12 protein-coding genes are annotated in these 17,417 nt (G+C 56.3%); 10 read left to right on the top strand and 2 right to left on the bottom strand.

The window, feature by feature from the left end; translation table 11 throughout:
* The first annotated feature begins 138 nt into the window (after positions 1-138).
* The 6 genes from QMO62_RS15045 to QMO62_RS15020 all read left to right on the top strand — a co-directional run bounded on the left by QMO62_RS15045 (position 139) and on the right by QMO62_RS15020 (position 4,189).
* Positions 139-1,032 (top strand): phosphatase PAP2 family protein, encoded by an 894-nt coding sequence (locus QMO62_RS15045; RefSeq protein ID WP_284642150.1) that lies wholly within the window; start codon positions 139-141, stop codon positions 1,030-1,032.
* A gap of 114 nt (positions 1,033-1,146) precedes the next feature.
* The gene (locus QMO62_RS15040; RefSeq protein WP_284642148.1) at positions 1,147-1,572 is read left to right on the top strand and encodes an RrF2 family transcriptional regulator; all 426 of its coding nucleotides are present in this window, start codon (positions 1,147-1,149) and stop codon (positions 1,570-1,572) included.
* Between the two features lie 57 nt (positions 1,573-1,629).
* Positions 1,630-2,046, top strand: a complete 417-nt coding sequence (locus QMO62_RS15035) for a hypothetical protein (RefSeq protein ID WP_284642146.1) — start codon at positions 1,630-1,632, stop codon at positions 2,044-2,046.
* Between the two features lie 31 nt (positions 2,047-2,077).
* Positions 2,078-2,395 carry a thioredoxin gene (gene trxA / locus QMO62_RS15030; RefSeq protein WP_284642143.1) on the top strand — a complete coding sequence of 106 codons (318 nt, stop codon included), beginning with the start codon at positions 2,078-2,080 and terminating at the stop codon, positions 2,393-2,395.
* 66 nt (positions 2,396-2,461) lie between these two features.
* Positions 2,462-3,235 (top strand): DODA-type extradiol aromatic ring-opening family dioxygenase, encoded by a 774-nt coding sequence (locus QMO62_RS15025; protein ID WP_284642141.1) that lies wholly within the window; start codon positions 2,462-2,464, stop codon positions 3,233-3,235.
* 102 nt (positions 3,236-3,337) lie between these two features.
* Positions 3,338-4,189, top strand: a complete 852-nt coding sequence (locus tag QMO62_RS15020) for a sugar phosphate isomerase/epimerase family protein (RefSeq protein ID WP_284642139.1) — start codon at positions 3,338-3,340, stop codon at positions 4,187-4,189.
* A 616-nt stretch (positions 4,190-4,805) separates the two neighbouring features.
* Here the strand turns inward: QMO62_RS15020 and QMO62_RS15015 are convergent.
* Positions 4,806-5,165, bottom strand: coding sequence for a group I truncated hemoglobin (locus tag QMO62_RS15015; RefSeq protein WP_284642137.1), 360 nt, complete (start codon positions 5,163-5,165; stop codon positions 4,806-4,808).
* A gap of 129 nt (positions 5,166-5,294) precedes the next feature.
* Complete coding sequence (locus QMO62_RS15010; protein ID WP_284642135.1) at positions 5,295-10,268, bottom strand: phosphodiester glycosidase family protein; 4,974 nt, start codon at positions 10,266-10,268, stop codon at positions 5,295-5,297.
* 306 nt (positions 10,269-10,574) lie between these two features.
* On the opposite strand from QMO62_RS15010, the gene QMO62_RS15005 reads away from it, so the two are divergent.
* The 4 genes from QMO62_RS15005 to QMO62_RS14990 all read left to right on the top strand — a co-directional run bounded on the left by QMO62_RS15005 (position 10,575) and on the right by QMO62_RS14990 (position 17,357).
* Positions 10,575-11,720, top strand: a complete 1,146-nt coding sequence (locus tag QMO62_RS15005) for a DUF3048 domain-containing protein (protein ID WP_284642133.1) — start codon at positions 10,575-10,577, stop codon at positions 11,718-11,720.
* An 82-nt stretch (positions 11,721-11,802) separates the two neighbouring features.
* Entirely contained in the window at positions 11,803-12,327 is a 525-nt protein-coding gene (locus tag QMO62_RS15000) for a PadR family transcriptional regulator (RefSeq protein ID WP_284642131.1), read from the top strand.
* Positions 12,328-12,527: 200 nt separating this feature from the next.
* A complete protein-coding gene (locus QMO62_RS14995; protein ID WP_284642129.1) occupies positions 12,528-13,691 on the top strand; it encodes a PP2C family protein-serine/threonine phosphatase in 1,164 nt (387 codons plus the stop codon).
* Between the two features lie 30 nt (positions 13,692-13,721).
* Positions 13,722-17,357: a response regulator gene (locus tag QMO62_RS14990; protein WP_284642127.1), complete on the top strand. Its 3,636-nt coding sequence runs from the start codon at positions 13,722-13,724 to the stop codon at positions 17,355-17,357.
* Positions 17,358-17,417 lie beyond the last annotated feature (60 nt).

Raw genomic sequence — 17,417 nt, 5'->3', positions numbered from 1 at the left:
GAATTGCAAAATAAGGAAGGAAATTCGCCTTGGGACATACGTCGATTTTTGCTGAAAATCTGTACAAAAGCTAACTTTTCCATTAATATGAAGGACGGATATGCGGGTCACGGATGATCTGAAGAAAGGGGTTTCATCATGGATCAAACAGCACTTTTGCATTGGCTGACAAGCCAGCAGCATCCTGTTCTTGATCAAGCGGCTAGAATCATTACCATCCTGGGCGGTGAGGATTTTTATTTATTCGCCATACCTATTATTTATTGGTGCTTCTCAAAAAGAATAGGCTTTCGCTTGTTTTACGTATTTGCCTTGTCGATGTTTGTGAACAGCTTCTTGAAGTCAGCCTTCGGGAATCCGCGTCCCGTCGGTACGGAGGGGATCCGCTCGATTTTTACGGAAACAGCTTCGAGCGGCTACGGGTATCCGAATGATTCGTTTCCCAGCGGTCATACGCAGGGGACGACGACGTTCTGGCTATACCTGGCCAGTGTCGCGGGAAAACCTCTGCTGTGGGTGGCGGCTGCCCTCATGATTGTTCTTGTGTCGTTGTCCCGAATGTACTTAGGTTTGCATTGGCCAATGGATGTGCTCGGAGGCTTGGGAGTAGGCCTCGTCATGTTCGTGCTGGCTGTGCTCTTCGAGCGGTTGTTTCCGTATCCTCCGTTTTTGCTGAAGGTGCTGGGTCTCATTTTGCTGCCGATTGCCTTGACCTTATGGTTTCCCGTTCCCGACGCGGCAAAGGTGACCGGTGTGATGCTCGGAGCGGGTCTCGGTCATTTGCTGGAGGAAGGCCGCATTAAGATGGGGTTGCCCACAGGATGGTTCAACCGGGTTATCGCCTTCGTGATGGGGATCGCCGGCGTGCTCCTGTTGAAGTCGGTTCTCAAGACCGTTTTCCCTGCCGGACTGCTGTACGACTTCCTGCGTTACGGCTGCATGGGCTTGTGGATTACAGGAATCGCTCCATGGATTTTCGTTGTAACACGGCTTTATGGCCGAGAAGGACGGTCATTCCGGCATTATCCATAAGCTTGAGGAGACAGCAAGGCGCTGCCTAAGCAAAAGCGAGGGAGCGCCTCTTGACAATATCAACTGTAACCAATATAATAACAGTAAGCAAACACGACGCAGGGAGGACTTACGGTGAACAGCGAGTTTACGATAGCGGTGCATAGCTTGGTGCTTCTCGCCTACCGATCCGACCATATGGCGACGAGTGAGATGCTCGCTCACAATGTTTGCACGCATCCGGCACGTGTGCGCAAGGTCATGAGCAGCCTCCGCAAGGCAGGCTATGTGAAGACCAAGGAAGGAATCGGCGGCGGCTATCAGCTGAGCTGCGAGCCTTCGGCCGTCACGTTGGATGAGGTGTACCGTACGACCTCGATCGGTTCCATGAAGCCGGGCTGGTGCTCGGGCGATGTGGAGCAGGAGTGTATGATCGCCTGTAACATGGCGGAGGTTATGGACGGCATTTTTAACGAAGCAGAGCAGCAGCTGCTGGACTACCTGAAGAAGGTCACTGTAGCGGATGTGCTCAACAGGGTAAGGGAATCAAGCAACCGATAGTAACGGCGCTTATGCCCCAGGCGGAGCGCATTATTTTCAAGAAAACTGTTACTAAAAATGTTTCAGATTAAGGAGGGAAGGGCCATGGTGGGTACGAACCAAGTGAATGTAGGGGATTGGGTCAGCGGTACCTCGCAGGAGGATGAGAAGTTTATCGGGTATGTGGAAGCCTTGTATGCCGAGGGAGGCTTGCGAGTCCGGGTGACGCAGAGCGACCACGCGGAAGCGGTGGGCCGTGCCGTTGACAGCATGACGGCGAAGGTGGCGAAGCTGCCGGAATACGTCCCTATGCAGAAGGAGGAGCTTGAGCTGCTGCTGGATTTGGCGCTGCAGACGCACGACCGGGAGTGGTTCGACGAGCTTACCGGCCGAAGCGCAGCTGCTTCGAAGGAGCCTGGAAGGGAGCTTGGTCATTCATGGTCTCCTTCTTATATATCCAGGCTGAGCGGCGGGAGACTGCCGAAGGTAAACTGAATCTCTATAATAACAAAGGAGTGGATTGGTTATGGCGATTACGAATGTAAATGATGCGGTGTTTAAAGAAACGATTCAGGAGGGTGTTGTGCTGGTAGACTTCTGGGCTCCTTGGTGCGGCCCTTGCAAAATGATCGCTCCGATTCTGGAGGAGCTGAACGGCGAGCTGGGCGACAAAATCACGATCGCCAAGGTGAATGTGGATGACAATCCGGAGACGGCAGGCGCTTACGGAATCATGAGTATCCCGACGCTGAAGCTGTTTAAGGACGGGAAAGAAGTAGGGTCCGCCGTAGGCTTGCGTCCGCTGCAAGAGCTGAAGGCACTGATTGAGCCTCATTTGTCGTAATTTATAGATGATATTTTGAGCGCGCGGCGTCTATAATGGTAGAAACGCTTAAAGGAGGCCGCGCGCTTGTACCCTTCGTTCTTTTTCTCCCATGGAGAGCCGACGCTTGTATTGGAACACCACGCTTATACCCGGTTCCTGCGTGCGCTTGGCATGCAGCTGCCGAAGCCCGCTGGAATCGTCGTGTTCAGCTCCCAATGGAAAAGTTCCGTACAGAAAATTACAGGCAGCCAAAGGCTGAAGACGATGAAGGATGTCTTCGGGCTTCCGGAGGCTTTGAGTGAGTTCGAATATCCTGCCCAAGGCGATATCGTGCTCACGCTGAAGCTGCAGCGGCTGCTCGAGGCGGAAGGCATCGCCTGCGAGGTGGATGAAGTCCATGGACTGGACCATGGGGCGTGGTCGGTGTTATCGCTGCTTTTTCCGGAGGCAGATGTGCCGGTGGTTGCCGCATCGGTGAATCCCCGCTTGGTGCCGGAGGACTGCTACCGCATCGGACGGGCTATCGGCGAGCTGAAGGAAAGCGGCTATTTGATCCTCGGCATCGGAGGGACGGTGCACCATCCTCTGCGGATGGATTGGGAGCGCGAAGCGGCTGTCGATGCATGGGCGCTGGAATTCGATGCGTGGCTGGAGGAGACGGTGCAGGTGTGGGATACGGAAGGACTCTTCGATTACATGGCGCGTGCGCCCTATGCGGAGAAGGCTGTCCCTGCCCCGGAGGAGCTGATCCCCTTGATCATCAGCATGGGAGTCTCGGACCGAAAGAAACGGACGAAGCTGCTCCATCAGGAATATCAATACGGAAACATGAGCTTGAATTGTTATATGTTCAGTTGAAAAAATTTAAATTGTTCACGTGAACAATTTTTGTGGATAAACCTCCGGCACCCTGTTATAATCGGCTTAGATCGATAATAACGACGCTGGAGGTTATTTGCCATGAAACTGTCCGTATTCACTGTTGTTACCCCGGATTTTACGCCGGAGGAGCTCGCGGCTGCCGCGAAGGAAGCGGGTCTTGACGGCATCGAGTGGCGGTTCAAGGAAGTCCCGGAGGAGGCGAAGGGGGAGAAGCCGTCGTTCTGGCGCAACAACCTTTGCTCCATTGATCCGAAGGCTTCCGACGAGGAGATTGCAAGGTTCGATCGCGCGGCGAAGGAGAACGGGCTGGAGAGCCTTAGCGTAACCCCGTATTTGACGGCCGGTGACCTGGAGGCTGCGGAGCGCGTACTGCAGGTAGCTCAGAAGCTGGGCGCGAAGATGATTCGTGTCGGCGTACCGGGCTACAACCGATCGAAAAATTATAACGAGCTGTTCGACGTAGCTGTCCGTTACCTGGAGGGCGTGGAGCCGCTCGCTAAGAAATATGGCGTCAAATGCCTGGTAGAGACGCATCATCACACCATTACGCCAAGCGCAGGCCTCGCTCATCGCCTGGTCAGCAAATTCGATCCGAACCACATCGGCGTATTGTTCGACCCGGGCAATATGATTCACGAGGGCTACGAGAATTTCCGCATGGGTCTTGAGCTGCTCGGGCCTTACCTGGCACATGTACATATGAAGAACACCGGCTGGAAGAAAAGCGAGCTGCGCGCGGACGGTTCGCAGGCTTGGACTTCCTACTGGGAGCCGAACCTTGAGGGCGTCGTCGATTGGAAGCAAGTGATCGAGGACCTGAAATCCGTCGGCTATGACGGCTACATCGGCGTTGAGGATTTCAGCGGCAAGTACGGCTCGAAGGAGCTGCTGGTTCAGTTCGCCAAGGAAGTGCGCGCCTTATTGGCATAAACAGCAAAAGCTCTCCCTTGCTCTCCCGGTTCATCCGGGAGAGGGGGAGAGCTTTTTTTGCGGCAGAAAGGCGAGAGTCGCCAGCCCCACAGCACAGCACGCTGTGCTGTGGCATATTTGCCACTATTACCGTGGATTGGGGCATGATCGGCCTGTGTAGTCGCACATTTGCGATTACACAGTCTCTGCGGGCGTCGCTAGCCCCTCAGCACGCTGTGCAGTGGCATAATTGCCACTATTACCGTGGATTGGGGCATGATCGGCCTGTGTAATCGCACTTTTGCGATTACACAGTCTCTGCGGGCGTCGCTAGCCCCTCAGCACGCTGTGCAGTGGCATATTTGCCACAATTACCGTGGATTGGGGCATGATCGGCCCGTGCAATCGCACATTTGCGATTACACAGTCTCTGCGAGCGACGCCAGCCCCTCAGCACGCTGTTGTAGTGGCATAATTGCCACTATTACCGTGGATTGGGGCATGATCGGCCTGTGCAATCGCACATTTGCGATTACACAGTCTATGTGAGCGACGCCAGCCCCTCAGCACGCTGTGCAGTGGCATATTTGCCACTGTGGATTGGGGCATGGTCTACCTGCAGCTGCGTGTATCCAACCTATTTATATAAAATATCGTCCTTAAGCGATGCAACCCGCGTCAGAATTTGATCAATCTCAGCGGCACTAACGCCAAAGTGAGCCAGAGCATCATGAAGATGCGTTGCAATCGCCTGGAAATGGGCCGGCTGCAGGTTCATGCCTTCATGCGCCTTCGCCATCGACAAGCCGGAGTATTGATTCGGTCCGCCCAGGGCAAAGCTGATAAACTTCGTTTGGTGCTTTCTTTGCTTCTCCATGTCCGTGTTGTTGAAAAAGTGGTTCACCGTTTCATCCGCCAGCACAAGCTCATAAAAGTAATCGACTACCTTCCCGATCGTTTCTTCTCCGCCAAGCTTCTCATAAAGCGCTGTTGTCATGTTCACTCCACATCCTTCTCTTTATTTTGTACTCCGCCATTGTACCGGGATTCCAAGAAGCGAAGTGTGATTTCAATCACACCTCCATAAAAAAACAAGGGGCCCACTAAACGGACCCCTTGTTTCAGTTTATCTCCCCGGGCGACCGGGCGGGTTGTGACCGGAAGGCGAGCCCGGATTCGCCGGATTCGCCGAAACGTTCAAGCGGACACTGGCGGAATGACCGCCGAAGGCCGCGGTGAGGACGGTGCTGCCTGCTTGCAGTGCAGAGATTTCACCCGCCGTGCTTAGGGCGGCGACCTCCGGCTTGCTGCTTGTGAACTGTACGCCGTCCGTCAGAACCGTGACAGTGCCGTCGCTATACACCGCCTTCACTACGGCGGTATCCTTCTGGCCGACCTTCAGGGAAGCCGGCGCTTCCAGTACAATCCCCGTCAGCGCTGCAGGGGGCTTCACTACGGTCAACCCATAGGACGCGGTTTTCCCGCCATACGTGGCCGAAATGACGGTGCTGCCTTCCGCCAAGGCGGAGAGCAAGCCCTGTGCATCGATAGCAGCTGCAGCAGGATTGCTGCTTTGGAAGTAGACGCCGCTTGTCACAGTAGCTTCCGTACCGTTGCTGTACTGAGCCTTCGTCACGACTTGGCCCATCATGCCGGCAACCAGCGAGGTCGGCCCGTCGAGCTGAAGGGAGGTCAGGACGACCGGCGGCTCCGGCTTCACGATCTCGAAGCGATCGACTTCCTGTCCTGCCAATGTCTTGGCAACTACCGTAAGGGTGCGATTTACGATTTCTACCGCAGTATAGATTTGCGTATTGTCATCGAAGACGACTTCCTGCCAAGGCCTTGGCGTCAGTTCATAAAATTTGGGGCCGGTGGATCCGCCGACTACATACCGGGTGCCCTGGCCTTCCTCGACCTTCGCGCCGCCTTTCATAGGGAAGGTCCTCAAATAAATATGATCATGTCCGTTAAGCACCAGATCGACCCCATGCTTATCGAAAACAGGCACCCAATGTGTTTGTACGGCTGTGCTGGAATAAATGCTGCCGTAAGGTCCCTGGTGGAAAATAACGACCTTCCATCGCTTCTTGGAAGCCGTCAAATCTCGATCCAGCCACACGGCTTGCTCCTGAAGGTCTGCGACGGACATCTCGGTATTCATGACCGCAAAGTGCGTATCCTTGATATCGAACGAGAAGTTCGAGCCGACGGCGTTCGGAGCCCCGTTCTGCGGATGATGGAAATGAGCCAAATAGTCTCCGTTTCCGTTCGTGCCCGTCACCTCGTGATTGCCTACCACGGTAACCAGGGTATGCTTCAGAAACTGATCCTGAGCCGCATCAAACCACAGGTTCCATTGCTCCTGCTCGTGTCCGTGATCCACCATATCGCCAGCGTGGATCAGCAGATCCGCATCAGGATGCTCCGAGGCTGCCTTGGAGATCACCTGACCCCATAGGCTGAAGCCTGCTGCATCTGAAGCCTGGGAATCGCCGAAGAACAGAAGCTTCGTGCCGGTGCCGTCAGGCGTTGAGGTGCGGAAGGTTCCCGAAACACTCACCTGGCCGGCTCCATCGCCTACGCGATACACATAAGAGGTATCCGGCTGGAGTCCCGTAACCGCCGCCTTATGGACACGGTAGGTGCCGTCGTTGTTGGTGTTGTAAGTGGAACTGAAGCCCTCCGTTCGGGACACATTGCTCCGGTCAAAGCCGGAGAACTCGGAAGCCTTCACCCATTCGACGATCGTATCCTTGGTATCCGGATGGGTATGCCAGGTGAAGTGACGGCCGGTGCTCGCCTCATTTCCCATCGTAACGCTAATGTTTCGAGGGGCGGCGGTGCCGACGAGCGGCGATACCTTGAAGCTCATGACCGGGCTATACGCACCATCCTTGACGGCCTGCAGCTGATAAGTTCCGACCGCTTGGGTCGCCGCGCCGGTGATCAGCTTACCCGCCGCATCCGTAACGGCCCCATCGATAGCGGCTCCATTCAGCAGCAGGGTGGCTCCTTCCACCTTAGCGGCTCCGTCCGCTGCCTCGAAGACCGCCGGGTACCCAAGCGCGATATCGGCATGCTTCCAGGTCAGCTGCAGCTCACTCTTCACCGTGGAGGTAACCGGAGCGCCATAGAAAGGAGTGGTGGTACCCGGCGTTTCCGTCTTCACGATAGAGCCGGAAACGAAGTGAATGGTGTTCGTTCGGGTCACCTCGCTCTTCGCTTGCTCCAAGCTGAGAGGTCCGATGACATCCGGCCGAACGGTATAACGTATTCGGGCAACAAGATCGCTATCCGTCAGCCCTGCTGTTTCCACGTCCGCCAGGTTCAGCCTAACGGTACCTTGAGCCGGGTCGATCACCGAGGTCAGCTGCGCCTCCGAGAGCTTAGGACCGCGAAGCACCTGAAGATCCTTGACGATAGCTGGGTTCCATTGAAATTCGGCATGCCCGCCCTTCAGCTTGCCGGCCGATTCTACCCGAACATCCAGATGATAGCTTTTCCCGAGGTAGAGGGTGTCAGGTGTGGTATACAAATACTGCGGCGAGCCGAGATTGACATGGAAATACCATTCCTTGATCGTTTGGTTGCCGCTCAAGTCGCGAATGGCTGCCTTCACCTTGTGGCGGCCCTCGGTTAACGGCTCCGTCGGTGTGTAAGCAACCCGTCCTTGAGGCGGATACAAGCTATGCTGCACGAGAACGTCATCGACATATAGACGGATGCGATCCGGGTCGATCAAGGTCGTACCCGGATGCGTGACCGGATCGTAGCCGTCGTCTTCACCGATGAAGCGGATTTCCGGAGTGGCCGTCTTAACCGTGGCATTCTCAGCCGGATTCAATATTTTGATCATCGGCGGGGTAATGTCTTCCGTCACCGGCCCGTACACGGCCCGAATATCATCGATATAGATCGCTCCGGCATCCTTCCGTGCATTGTTCGTCTCCATATACCGGACCGGCAGATCCATCGTTAACGGGGTCGTCTTGCCTGTCGGCAGCGTGGCCTCTACATACCTCCAGCCGGTCCAGTTGACACCGGTGGTCTGAGGGGTGTAATCGACGGCGAAAGCCGCCCCTCCCCCGTCACGCAGCTGCCCGCGCAGCCAATGGCCCTTGCCGTCACCGTACACCCACATGCTGATCTTCTGAGGGTATCCGGGAATTTGAATCCGGTTCGCTACCGAGGCTGCTTCCAGATAAGCGCCGGAGGTGCCGGTTTTTCCCGTAAAATCATATTCCAGCTTCAGGGACTTGCCGCCGAATCGGACGAAATCGGGGTCCGTTACCTCAGAGATGGCAACGGAGTTTGCCGCCACGCCGGTTGCCTTGTACTTTCCGACACCGGCTTCGAAGCCCTCCATGACGACGGGCTGCAAGCCGACGCTGACCTGCATCGAGGTCTCGATATCGCCGTATTTTACATAAATTCGACCGGTTTGTCCGTTCGCCGATGATGCGGTAAAGACACCGTCCCGGCTAACCGTACCAATGGAGCCCTCCACGCGCCATTCGAGGCTCTCGTTGCCCGCTTGAACCACCTGGCCGCTGCGCAAGGCGGTCACGGACAAAGGAACGACGGCGTTCGATTGAAAGGTCTTGGCCTCATCCGGGAAACGAAGCTCCGTAAGCCGATCCACGACCTCCACCTCCGCCGTTCCTTGCACCCCGCCCTCGGCCGATGCTGTAATGGTGCCGGTTCCCGCAGCTAAGCCGGCTGTGAATTTCCCGCTGGCATCGATGGACCCGATAGCGGTATCCGCTTGCCAAGCCGGAGCTCCTGTGTAGGGGGCCGGATGTCCGTTAGCGTCGATCCCCAGTGCTCTGAAGGGGAAGGAAGCCCCTTTCAAAATACGCTCGGCATTCGGCTGCAGCACCAGCTTAGAGGCGACGGACAGCTCGGGGGCTGTGTTCACCAGTAGAAGACTGTTCCCTGTGTTCCGTTCCCCTCCGTCGGAGCCGCGATTCAGCATGGGGATCCCGGTGGTGCCCGGCATTCTCGCCACGAAGGTGGAGGAGCCTCCGCCGTCCAGATTCATGGCGTTCACTACACCGAGGTCAGCCATGATTTGGGCGAGCTCGTATGTTTCCACCCCTTCGCTGAAGCCGGGAGCTCGGCCGTCAATTTCCATCATGACGACGGTACCGTCCGCTTTGGTCCCAATCCCCGTGCGAGGATGCACTCCGGCAGGTCCGACGTTCGTTTGCACTACGCCGTCTTTAAGTAAAGGCCCTTGTCCGCCGATGGCGACCTGCACGTCCGCCCATTCTCCGGACAGCTCGAAAGAGGCGGTGACTTCATTCCCGACCTGCAGCCCGGCCAGCACCGGACGCGCGGTCCCCGAAGCGGAGAGCACGACCTTTCCTTCAACAAGAGGCGTATCTCCCTGATCCTTGCGAAGCTCAGCCACCTTCAGCTTCAAAGGTACGCCGCTCTGAACCGCCCCTTCCACAATGTCGAGCACGACCTCGTCTCCCGTTGCCGACGTTTTGGTAGAGGAGAAATAATCCGTCGTGTAGAGGACAAGCTGGTTCGTGTCCCGGAACCGGTTGATGTGAGTGAGGTTCGTAGTCGTACCGCCGATTGTAACCGTTTTCGTTAATACCGGCGTCCCGTACACGGATGTGCCGTCTGCCTTCATTCCGAAAGCGAAGGGGCTCGTAGCGCTGTTCAGAATCTTGCCTTCGCCTACAAAAAGGCCGTTCGGAACTCCCGTGGCGTTGCCGCTGATGTCATAGAAGTCGCCGTTAATCCCTGCGACGACGCGATGGCCGGGACGATCGGCGTAGGCTGCCATTTTGGTGACGCCTTCCATGCCCCGCACCTTGCCGGATTTCGTACCCGCTTGAAGCTTGAGATTCGGACTCTTGGGGTCAAAGGATACAAAGTGTACCTTCTCCGCCCCTCGGGGAATCAGCATGTCGTACCAGTGATACGTTGCCCCCGGGGCAAGCTCCGCTTGACGCGCATCCACCACCTGCCCGAAGGTGGTAGCCGGCAGGCTCAGCGGTGAAGCCAGAGCGAGCGGCTGCAATAACGTAAGAAGCATGGATAAGATCAAAAACAGGCTGAACAAGCGTTGACGCCTTCCCATGAATGAAATCCCTCCGTTTCCGGCTGAAGGGGAACTTTAGAATTCCTTAATCAGCCTATGGTGGAATTATATGTGAAAAGAAATTTCAGATTCAATACAAATTTTGAAATAAAATATTAAATTTAGAAAAAACAGGAGGAAGGAACTACCGGACCAGCTCGAGTAAGTCAAGCCTTGTCGAAAGGCGCCCTTCTTATGAACGGAGGATTAACAATTCGTGAAAAGTGTCTGTTTGCCGCTTCTAAACCTGTGTCTACTAGAATATAGATTCCTAGACGGATCAGTTGACAGAGGTGACATGAAACAATGAATAAAACGAAGCGAACTACCATGCTGCCCTCATGGCTGCGGAGCGCGAAAATGCTGCTGCTTACCGGGGGGCTTGCCATGACGGCGGCAGCTTGCTCCTTCGGCACACCGGAAGCCGTTCCCGCCGCCAGTGAAGCACCGGCGATCCAGACCCCCGCAGGCGCGTCTGCTCAGAACCCTGCAGCCCCTTCTGCCCATAAGCCATCGGTAAAGTCCCCGCTGACGGGACAAGAGACAGCCGTGTCCGACGTCATGAGGCGACCGGTCATGGTGATGGTGAACAACTTTGCCTCGGCGCGTCCCCAGAGCGGGCTGTCGCAGGCCGATATTCTTTTGGAATGCTTGGCGGAAGGCGATATCACGCGGATTGTGGCGATATTCCAGAGCCGGATGTTTGAGGAGCCGATCGGGCCGGTGCGCAGCATTCGTCCCTATTTTATCGATATCGGACAAAGCTTTCATGCGCTTCAGGTGCATGCCGGGGGCAGTCCCGACGCTTATACCATGATCTCCGAGAAAAGTATTGAGGATCTGGACGAGATTACGAATGCAGGTCCCTACTTCTGGAGGGAGAGCTTCCGCAAAGCGCCGCATAACCTGTACACCAGCTTGCCGAAGCTGAAGAGCGGCGCCGAGAAGAAGGGCTACGCTTGGGAGACGGAGAACGCTTCGCCCGCCTATTCCTTTCAAGCCTCCTCCGGCGGAGCGGTAGAAGCGATGGCCGGTGCGGCGGCACACGGGCCTAAGGTGGATGTCACTTTTTTAAGCAAAAATTATGTGGTGTCCTACGCCTATGACGCTCAGCGTCGGATTTACCAGCGGTCGATCAATGGGGCGAAGCATATCGACTTGAACAATCAGGAGCAGCTGACGGCGACCAATCTGGTCGTTTTCGGGACGGATCACAAGGTACTCGACAGCGAAGGACGGCTGGAGGTGCGGCTGACCGGTACGGGTCCGGCTCTGGTATTTATTCGCGGGCAAGTAAAGCAGGCGCAGTGGAAGCGGGAGCGCACGGATGATTTGATCCGGCTCTACGACGGGAACAAGGAGATCAGCTTCCAGCCGGGCCAAACGCATATGATGATGGTGCCGCTGAAGCCTAATTTTGAGAGCCATGTCGTGTATTCAACGAACAATTGACAGCTTCTCCGACCCCGCTGTAAAGTGATTCCTATGAAGCTTATCCTCGGCTTTGGGGATGAAGAGGGAGAGGAGATTGCGCATGACACGACTGGCGCTTCTCGGATTGCTGCTGAACAAGTCCATGCATGGCTATGAGCTGCAGAGCATGATCGAACAGAGCAAGATGGACCAGTGGGCGAACATTCTGTCCGGCTCGATTTACTACGCGTTGAACAAGATGGAGGAGGAAGGCCTGGTCGCAGCCGAGTCGGAGGAGCGGACCGGGGCGCGGGTGCGCAAAGTATATGGCATCACGGAAGCGGGAAGAGCGCAGTTCAAGGAGCTGCTGCTGCAGTCGCTCGGGGCCAATCCGCATTCGGCGAAGTCCGAGTTTACCTTGAGTCTTGCGTGGCTTCCCCAGCTGCCGAAAGAGGAAGCGCTGGGAGTGCTACGGCGGAACTTGGCTCAGCTCGAGCAGCAGAAGCAATTCTGGGAGGCGGGCAAGCGGATGACGGGAGAGAAAGACCCGTCCCCGTACTTGGCGGCCGGCTACGAGAATGCTATGGAGCTCATGGAGGCGGATATCCGTTATGTAACGAAGCTCATCACCTTATTGCAAGCGTGAGGGCTTTTCTTTTTGTTTTTATACCGTTACCGGCCGGTAAGCTTAGGTTTATCGCTCCAATCTGTTTCAATCGCATTGCCAAAAGGTTACATAATAATAGACGATCCGCATGGGATTGTTTGTTATAATAGAGCATGATTGTTTTGTGCTCGGATCAAGAACTCGGGAATGCCATAGGGACAAGGAGCGGTAACCAACGGATGAATATAGCAATTGTTGACGATAACCAGGTAAATATTATTGTCATTGAGAAAATATTGAAAAGCGCCGGCTACGAATCGTTCTGGAAGGCATCTTCCGCTGGGGAGCTGCTGGCGAGACTTGACGAGCAGGCGAATGCCTCGGGGGGCAAGGTGCCGGTCGATCTCATTCTAATGGATATGATGATGCCGGAGATGGACGGGATTCAGGCGTGCCGTTTGATTCAGCTGGATGAGCGGTTCAAGGATATTCCCGTCATCATTGTGACGGCGCTGGGTGACTCCAATAAGCTGGCGGAGGCGCTGGAAGCCGGGGCGATCGATTATGTCATGAAGCCGGTCAACAAGGTGGAGCTTATTGCGAGAATCCGCGTGGCGCTGCGACTGAAGTATGAGAAGGACTGGCATAAGGAGAACGAAGCCAAGATCCGCGGGGAGCTCGAGCTGGCCCGTCAAGTGCAGACCAGTGTGCTGAGCTTGCCTGTCAGCAGGGAGGATCTGGATATCAGTGCCGCATATTACCCGTCGTTCGAGCTGGCGGGCGACTTGTATGCATGGCACCGAATCGATGAGGACCGGTACGGCGTGATTTTACTGGATATGATGGGGCACGGCATTTCCTCCTCGCTGGTCTGCATGTTCATCTCCTCCGTCATGCAGGACACGATCACCCGGTTCGTGGCGCCGGAATTTGTAATCACCGAGCTCAATCGGTACATGAATCAGCTGAATCGGCAGCGGGCGGCCGTCAGCTATTATTTCACGGCCGTTTATCTGCTCATCGATACGAAGCGCAAGACGATCGAATACGTAAATGCCGGGCATCCGCCGGGATTTTTATTCGAGGAAGGAAAGGGTCCCGTGGCTTTGGATCAGGGCAGCTGTGCGGTGGGCTTTTTCGACCAGATGGATATTGTCAAAAGCACCTACGCCTACGAAAAGCCGATCCGGATCGTGCTATATACGGACGGCTTGCTTGAAGCGATGCCGCTGCCGGAGGATGTACAGGAGGAGACGCCGGAAAGCGACATTTTGGCGGAAAGGCTGCAGGGACTCATCTCGAAGCACGGTGATCCGGCTCAGCTGGTAACTACTCTGCTGTCCAAGGAAGCGCTGGAGAGCCAAAGCGACGATATTTGCCTGGTGCTGGTGCAGGCGGAATAACGATAGCTGGGGAGAGAGGTATCTGGGGACATGAACATCCGTACAAAGCTGTACTTAGGGTTCGGCACACTGCTGATATTGATGTTTGCGCTGGCGGGGATCGGCCTCAGCCGGTTAACCAGCTCGGATAACACGATCACGGAAATATACGACAACCGTTACTACAAGGTCCAATATGTTTCGAACATGAGATATGACGTATCGGATCTCGCCAGGGGCATTTCGAACCTGCTGTTAATGAACAATGAAGAATCCGAACGCAGCAACCTGCAAACGATTCTGACGCTGAGGGATAAATTGACGGGTGAGCTGAACCGGGCGAACGGTATATTTGCCGACCCGGATGCCCGCGTGATCGGAAGTAAGCTGCTTTATGACGGACAGCAGTATGTAAAGTTTGTCGACGAGGTCGTACGACTCTACAGGGAAGGCAACAAACAGCAGGCGGGGGAGCTGCGTTCCGGCATAGGGGTACCTCTGCAGGAGAAGCTCAACGAAAGCATCAAGGAAATGTCCGCTTACCAAGATAAAAGCTTGATTACGGCTATTGATAGTGCCAAGCAGACGAATCGCGATACCATGTACTCCACGGGGCTTGTCACGGTGATCGGGCTGCTGTTCGGCTTTGCCGTCATGTATTGGATTATCGCCAGCATGACCCGGGGCCTTGGCGTGTTAGGCGGGATGATTACGGGCTTCGCTAACGGCCGCTGGGGAGACGCCTCCTACCGTGTTCCGATCGTCAGCCGGGATGAATTCGGACAGCTGGCCAAAGTGTTCAATCAGCTGGCCGAGGATCTGGAGGAGACGACGGCGAAGGAGCGGATGCTCAATAAGCTGACCGAGGAGCGAGCCTGGATTCAGACGCAGATTGCGTCGATGTACTCCCGATTGCAGGAAGCGGAACGCTTGGAAGAGCTCGGCGAGGCATTCATCGGGGAGCTGTGCCGTGTCGTCGAGGCGCAGGCAGGCGCGGTGTACGCGCTGGACCGTTCGGAGCGCGGAGAGCCGCTGCTGCTGATCGGCTCCTATGCGCTGACCGAACGGGAACCTGCGATTCGCCTTCGCTTAGGGCAAGGCTTGATCGGCCAATGCGCAGCGGACGGAAGGCCGATAGCCTTGAACAATTGGCCGAGAGATTATGCGGCGATAGGGTCGGCTTACGGCGAGGTAACCCCTGCTGCGCTCTATGTGATGCCGGTGATGTACGATGAGACGGTGATCGGTGCATTCGAGGTGGCCTTGATGAAGCCGTTTACGGAGCTGCAGGAGCAGTTCGTTACGCAGATCGCGGAGGTGTTCGGAACCGTCCTGAACGGATTGCAGGGCCGCCTTCGCATTGAGGAGCTGCTGCGGATCCATCAAGCGCTGACCGATGAGCTGCAGAGCCAGTCGGAGGAGCTGCTGTCCCAGCAGGACGAGCTGAAGGCGTCGAACGAGCGGCTGGAGGAGCAGACGAAGGCGCTGCGGTCCTCGGAGCAGCTTCTGCAGCGTCAGCAAGAGGAGCTGGAGCATATCAACCGGATGCTGGAGCTGAAGGCGGCGGAGCTGGAGGAGCAGATCCGTTCGACGGAGGAAGCGAACGAGCAGCTGGAGCAGACCAAACGGGCCTTGGAGAAGCAAGCGGCGGAGCTGAAGCTGGCGTCGAAATACAAATCCGAGTTTCTGGCGAACATGTCCCATGAGCTGCGTACGCCGCTCAACAGCCTGTTGATCCTCTCGCAGCTGCTGCGGGAGAACAAGGACAGCAACCTGACAGGGAAGCAGGTGGAATATGCGGAGACCATCTACTCCTCCGGCTGCGATCTGCTGAAGCTGATCGACGATGTACTGGATTTGGCCAAGGTGGAATCGGGTCGGATGGAGCTGCATCATGAACGCGTAAGAATAGGCGAGCTGGTGGAGACCGTGGAGAAGGTATTCGAGCCGGTTGCCAGGAAGAAGGAGCTCATCTTTGAGGTGCAGGTGGCGGACGGAGTGCCGGCGGAGCTGGAAACCGACGGTATCCGGGTGCATCAAATCCTAAAAAATCTGCTGTCCAACGCACTCAAGTTTACGCATAAGGGAAAGGTTCGGCTGACGGTGGACGCTGTTCAGGAGCCGAAGCCGATGATCTCCTTTGCTGTGGAGGATACGGGCATCGGCATCTCGCCGGAGAAGCAGCAGATGATCTTTGAAGCATTCCAGCAGGCGGATGGAACGACAAGCCGTAAGTATGGAGGCACGGGCCTCGGGCTCTCCATCAGCAGAGAGCTGGCGCAGCTGCTCGGCGGCTTCATTGAGCTCAGCAGCACGGAAGGGACCGGCAGCCGGTTTACGCTGCATTTGCCGCTTCGGGCGGGGCAAGACCGCGGCCGTGTGCCTGCGCTGCATGCGGGAGCGGAGGCTTCCGCCGCTGCGGAGCCGCTGATGCCGGCGGCTCCCGACCCCTGGAAGCGGGCGGCGGCGGAGGAAGAACCGCCGGCGGATGACCGCGACGCCATTACGGAAGAGGACCGGGTACTGCTGATTATCGAGGACGATGCGCATTTTGCCCAAATCCTGCTGGATATGACTCGCAGCCGCGGGTTCAAGGGAGTCGTCGCGCATCAGGGCGATACCGGACTCGAGCTGGCGAGGAAGCTGCAGCCCGATGCGATTCTGCTCGATATACAGCTGCCGGTGATCGACGGTTGGTCTGTGCTGGTGCAGCTGAAGCATGACGCGGCAACGCGGCACATTCCGGTGCATGTGATCTCCGTGGTGGATGAAATTCACCAGGGACTTTCCATGGGAGCCATTGCATGGCTTCGCAAGCCTTCGTCCAAGGAAAGTCTGGAGCAGGCTTTTGCCCACGTCCAGAGCTTCCTGCAGCGGGAGCTGCGCGAGCTGTTGATCGTGCAGGAGGATGAGCGGCAGCGCAGCAGCTTAATCGAGCTGATCAGCCATGATGACGTCCGCATTACCGCCGTGGCCGGAGGCAAGGAGGCGCTGCAGGCTTTGGAGGAGCGATCCTATGACTGCATGGTGCTGGATTATGGAATTACGGAGCCCGGGATATATGAGCTTCTTGACCGGATCAAGGCGGAAGAGAAGCTGCGCCGGCTGCCGATCCTCATCTACACGGGAACGACACTGGATAAGAAGGAGCAGCTGAGGCTCAAGAAATATGCGGAGTCCATTATCGTGAAGGATGTCAAATCGCCGGAGCGGCTGCTCGATGAGACGGCGCTGTTCCTGCACCGGGTGGAGGAGCGGCTTCCGGAAGAGAAGAAGATCGTGCTGCAGAAGCTGCACAGCAAGGAAGCCGTCTTTGCCGGCAAGAAGGTGCTGCTGGCCGACGATGACATCCGCAATGTGTTCGCGCTGTCCAATCTTCTTGAGGGCATGGATATGCAGGTATCCTTCGCGGAGACCGGGCGGGGGGCGCTTGAGCTGCTGGAGCGCGAGCCTGATTTCGATATGGTGCTGATGGACATTATGATGCCGGAAATGGACGGCTATGAGGCCATGCGGGCGATCCGGTCCCAAGAGGCATTCGAGCATCTGCCGATCATAGCGTTAACGGCAAAGGCGATGAAGGATGACCGGGAGAAATGCTTAATGGCGGGCGCATCCGACTATATTACGAAGCCGATTCACGCCGAGCAGCTGCTTTCGCTGATGAGGGTATGGCTGTGCAAATAGGGGGAGGGAAAGGCGGCAATCCGGAGCCGGGCGGAACGGGCGGCGAGATAAAGGAGAGCA

The organism is Paenibacillus silviterrae (genome assembly GCF_030167925.1).
Taxonomy (GTDB): Bacteria; Bacillota; Bacilli; order Paenibacillales; family NBRC-103111; genus Paenibacillus_G; species Paenibacillus_G silviterrae.
The sequence above is the reverse complement of the archived record's forward strand: the minus strand, read 5'-3'. Positions and strand labels throughout refer to the sequence as shown.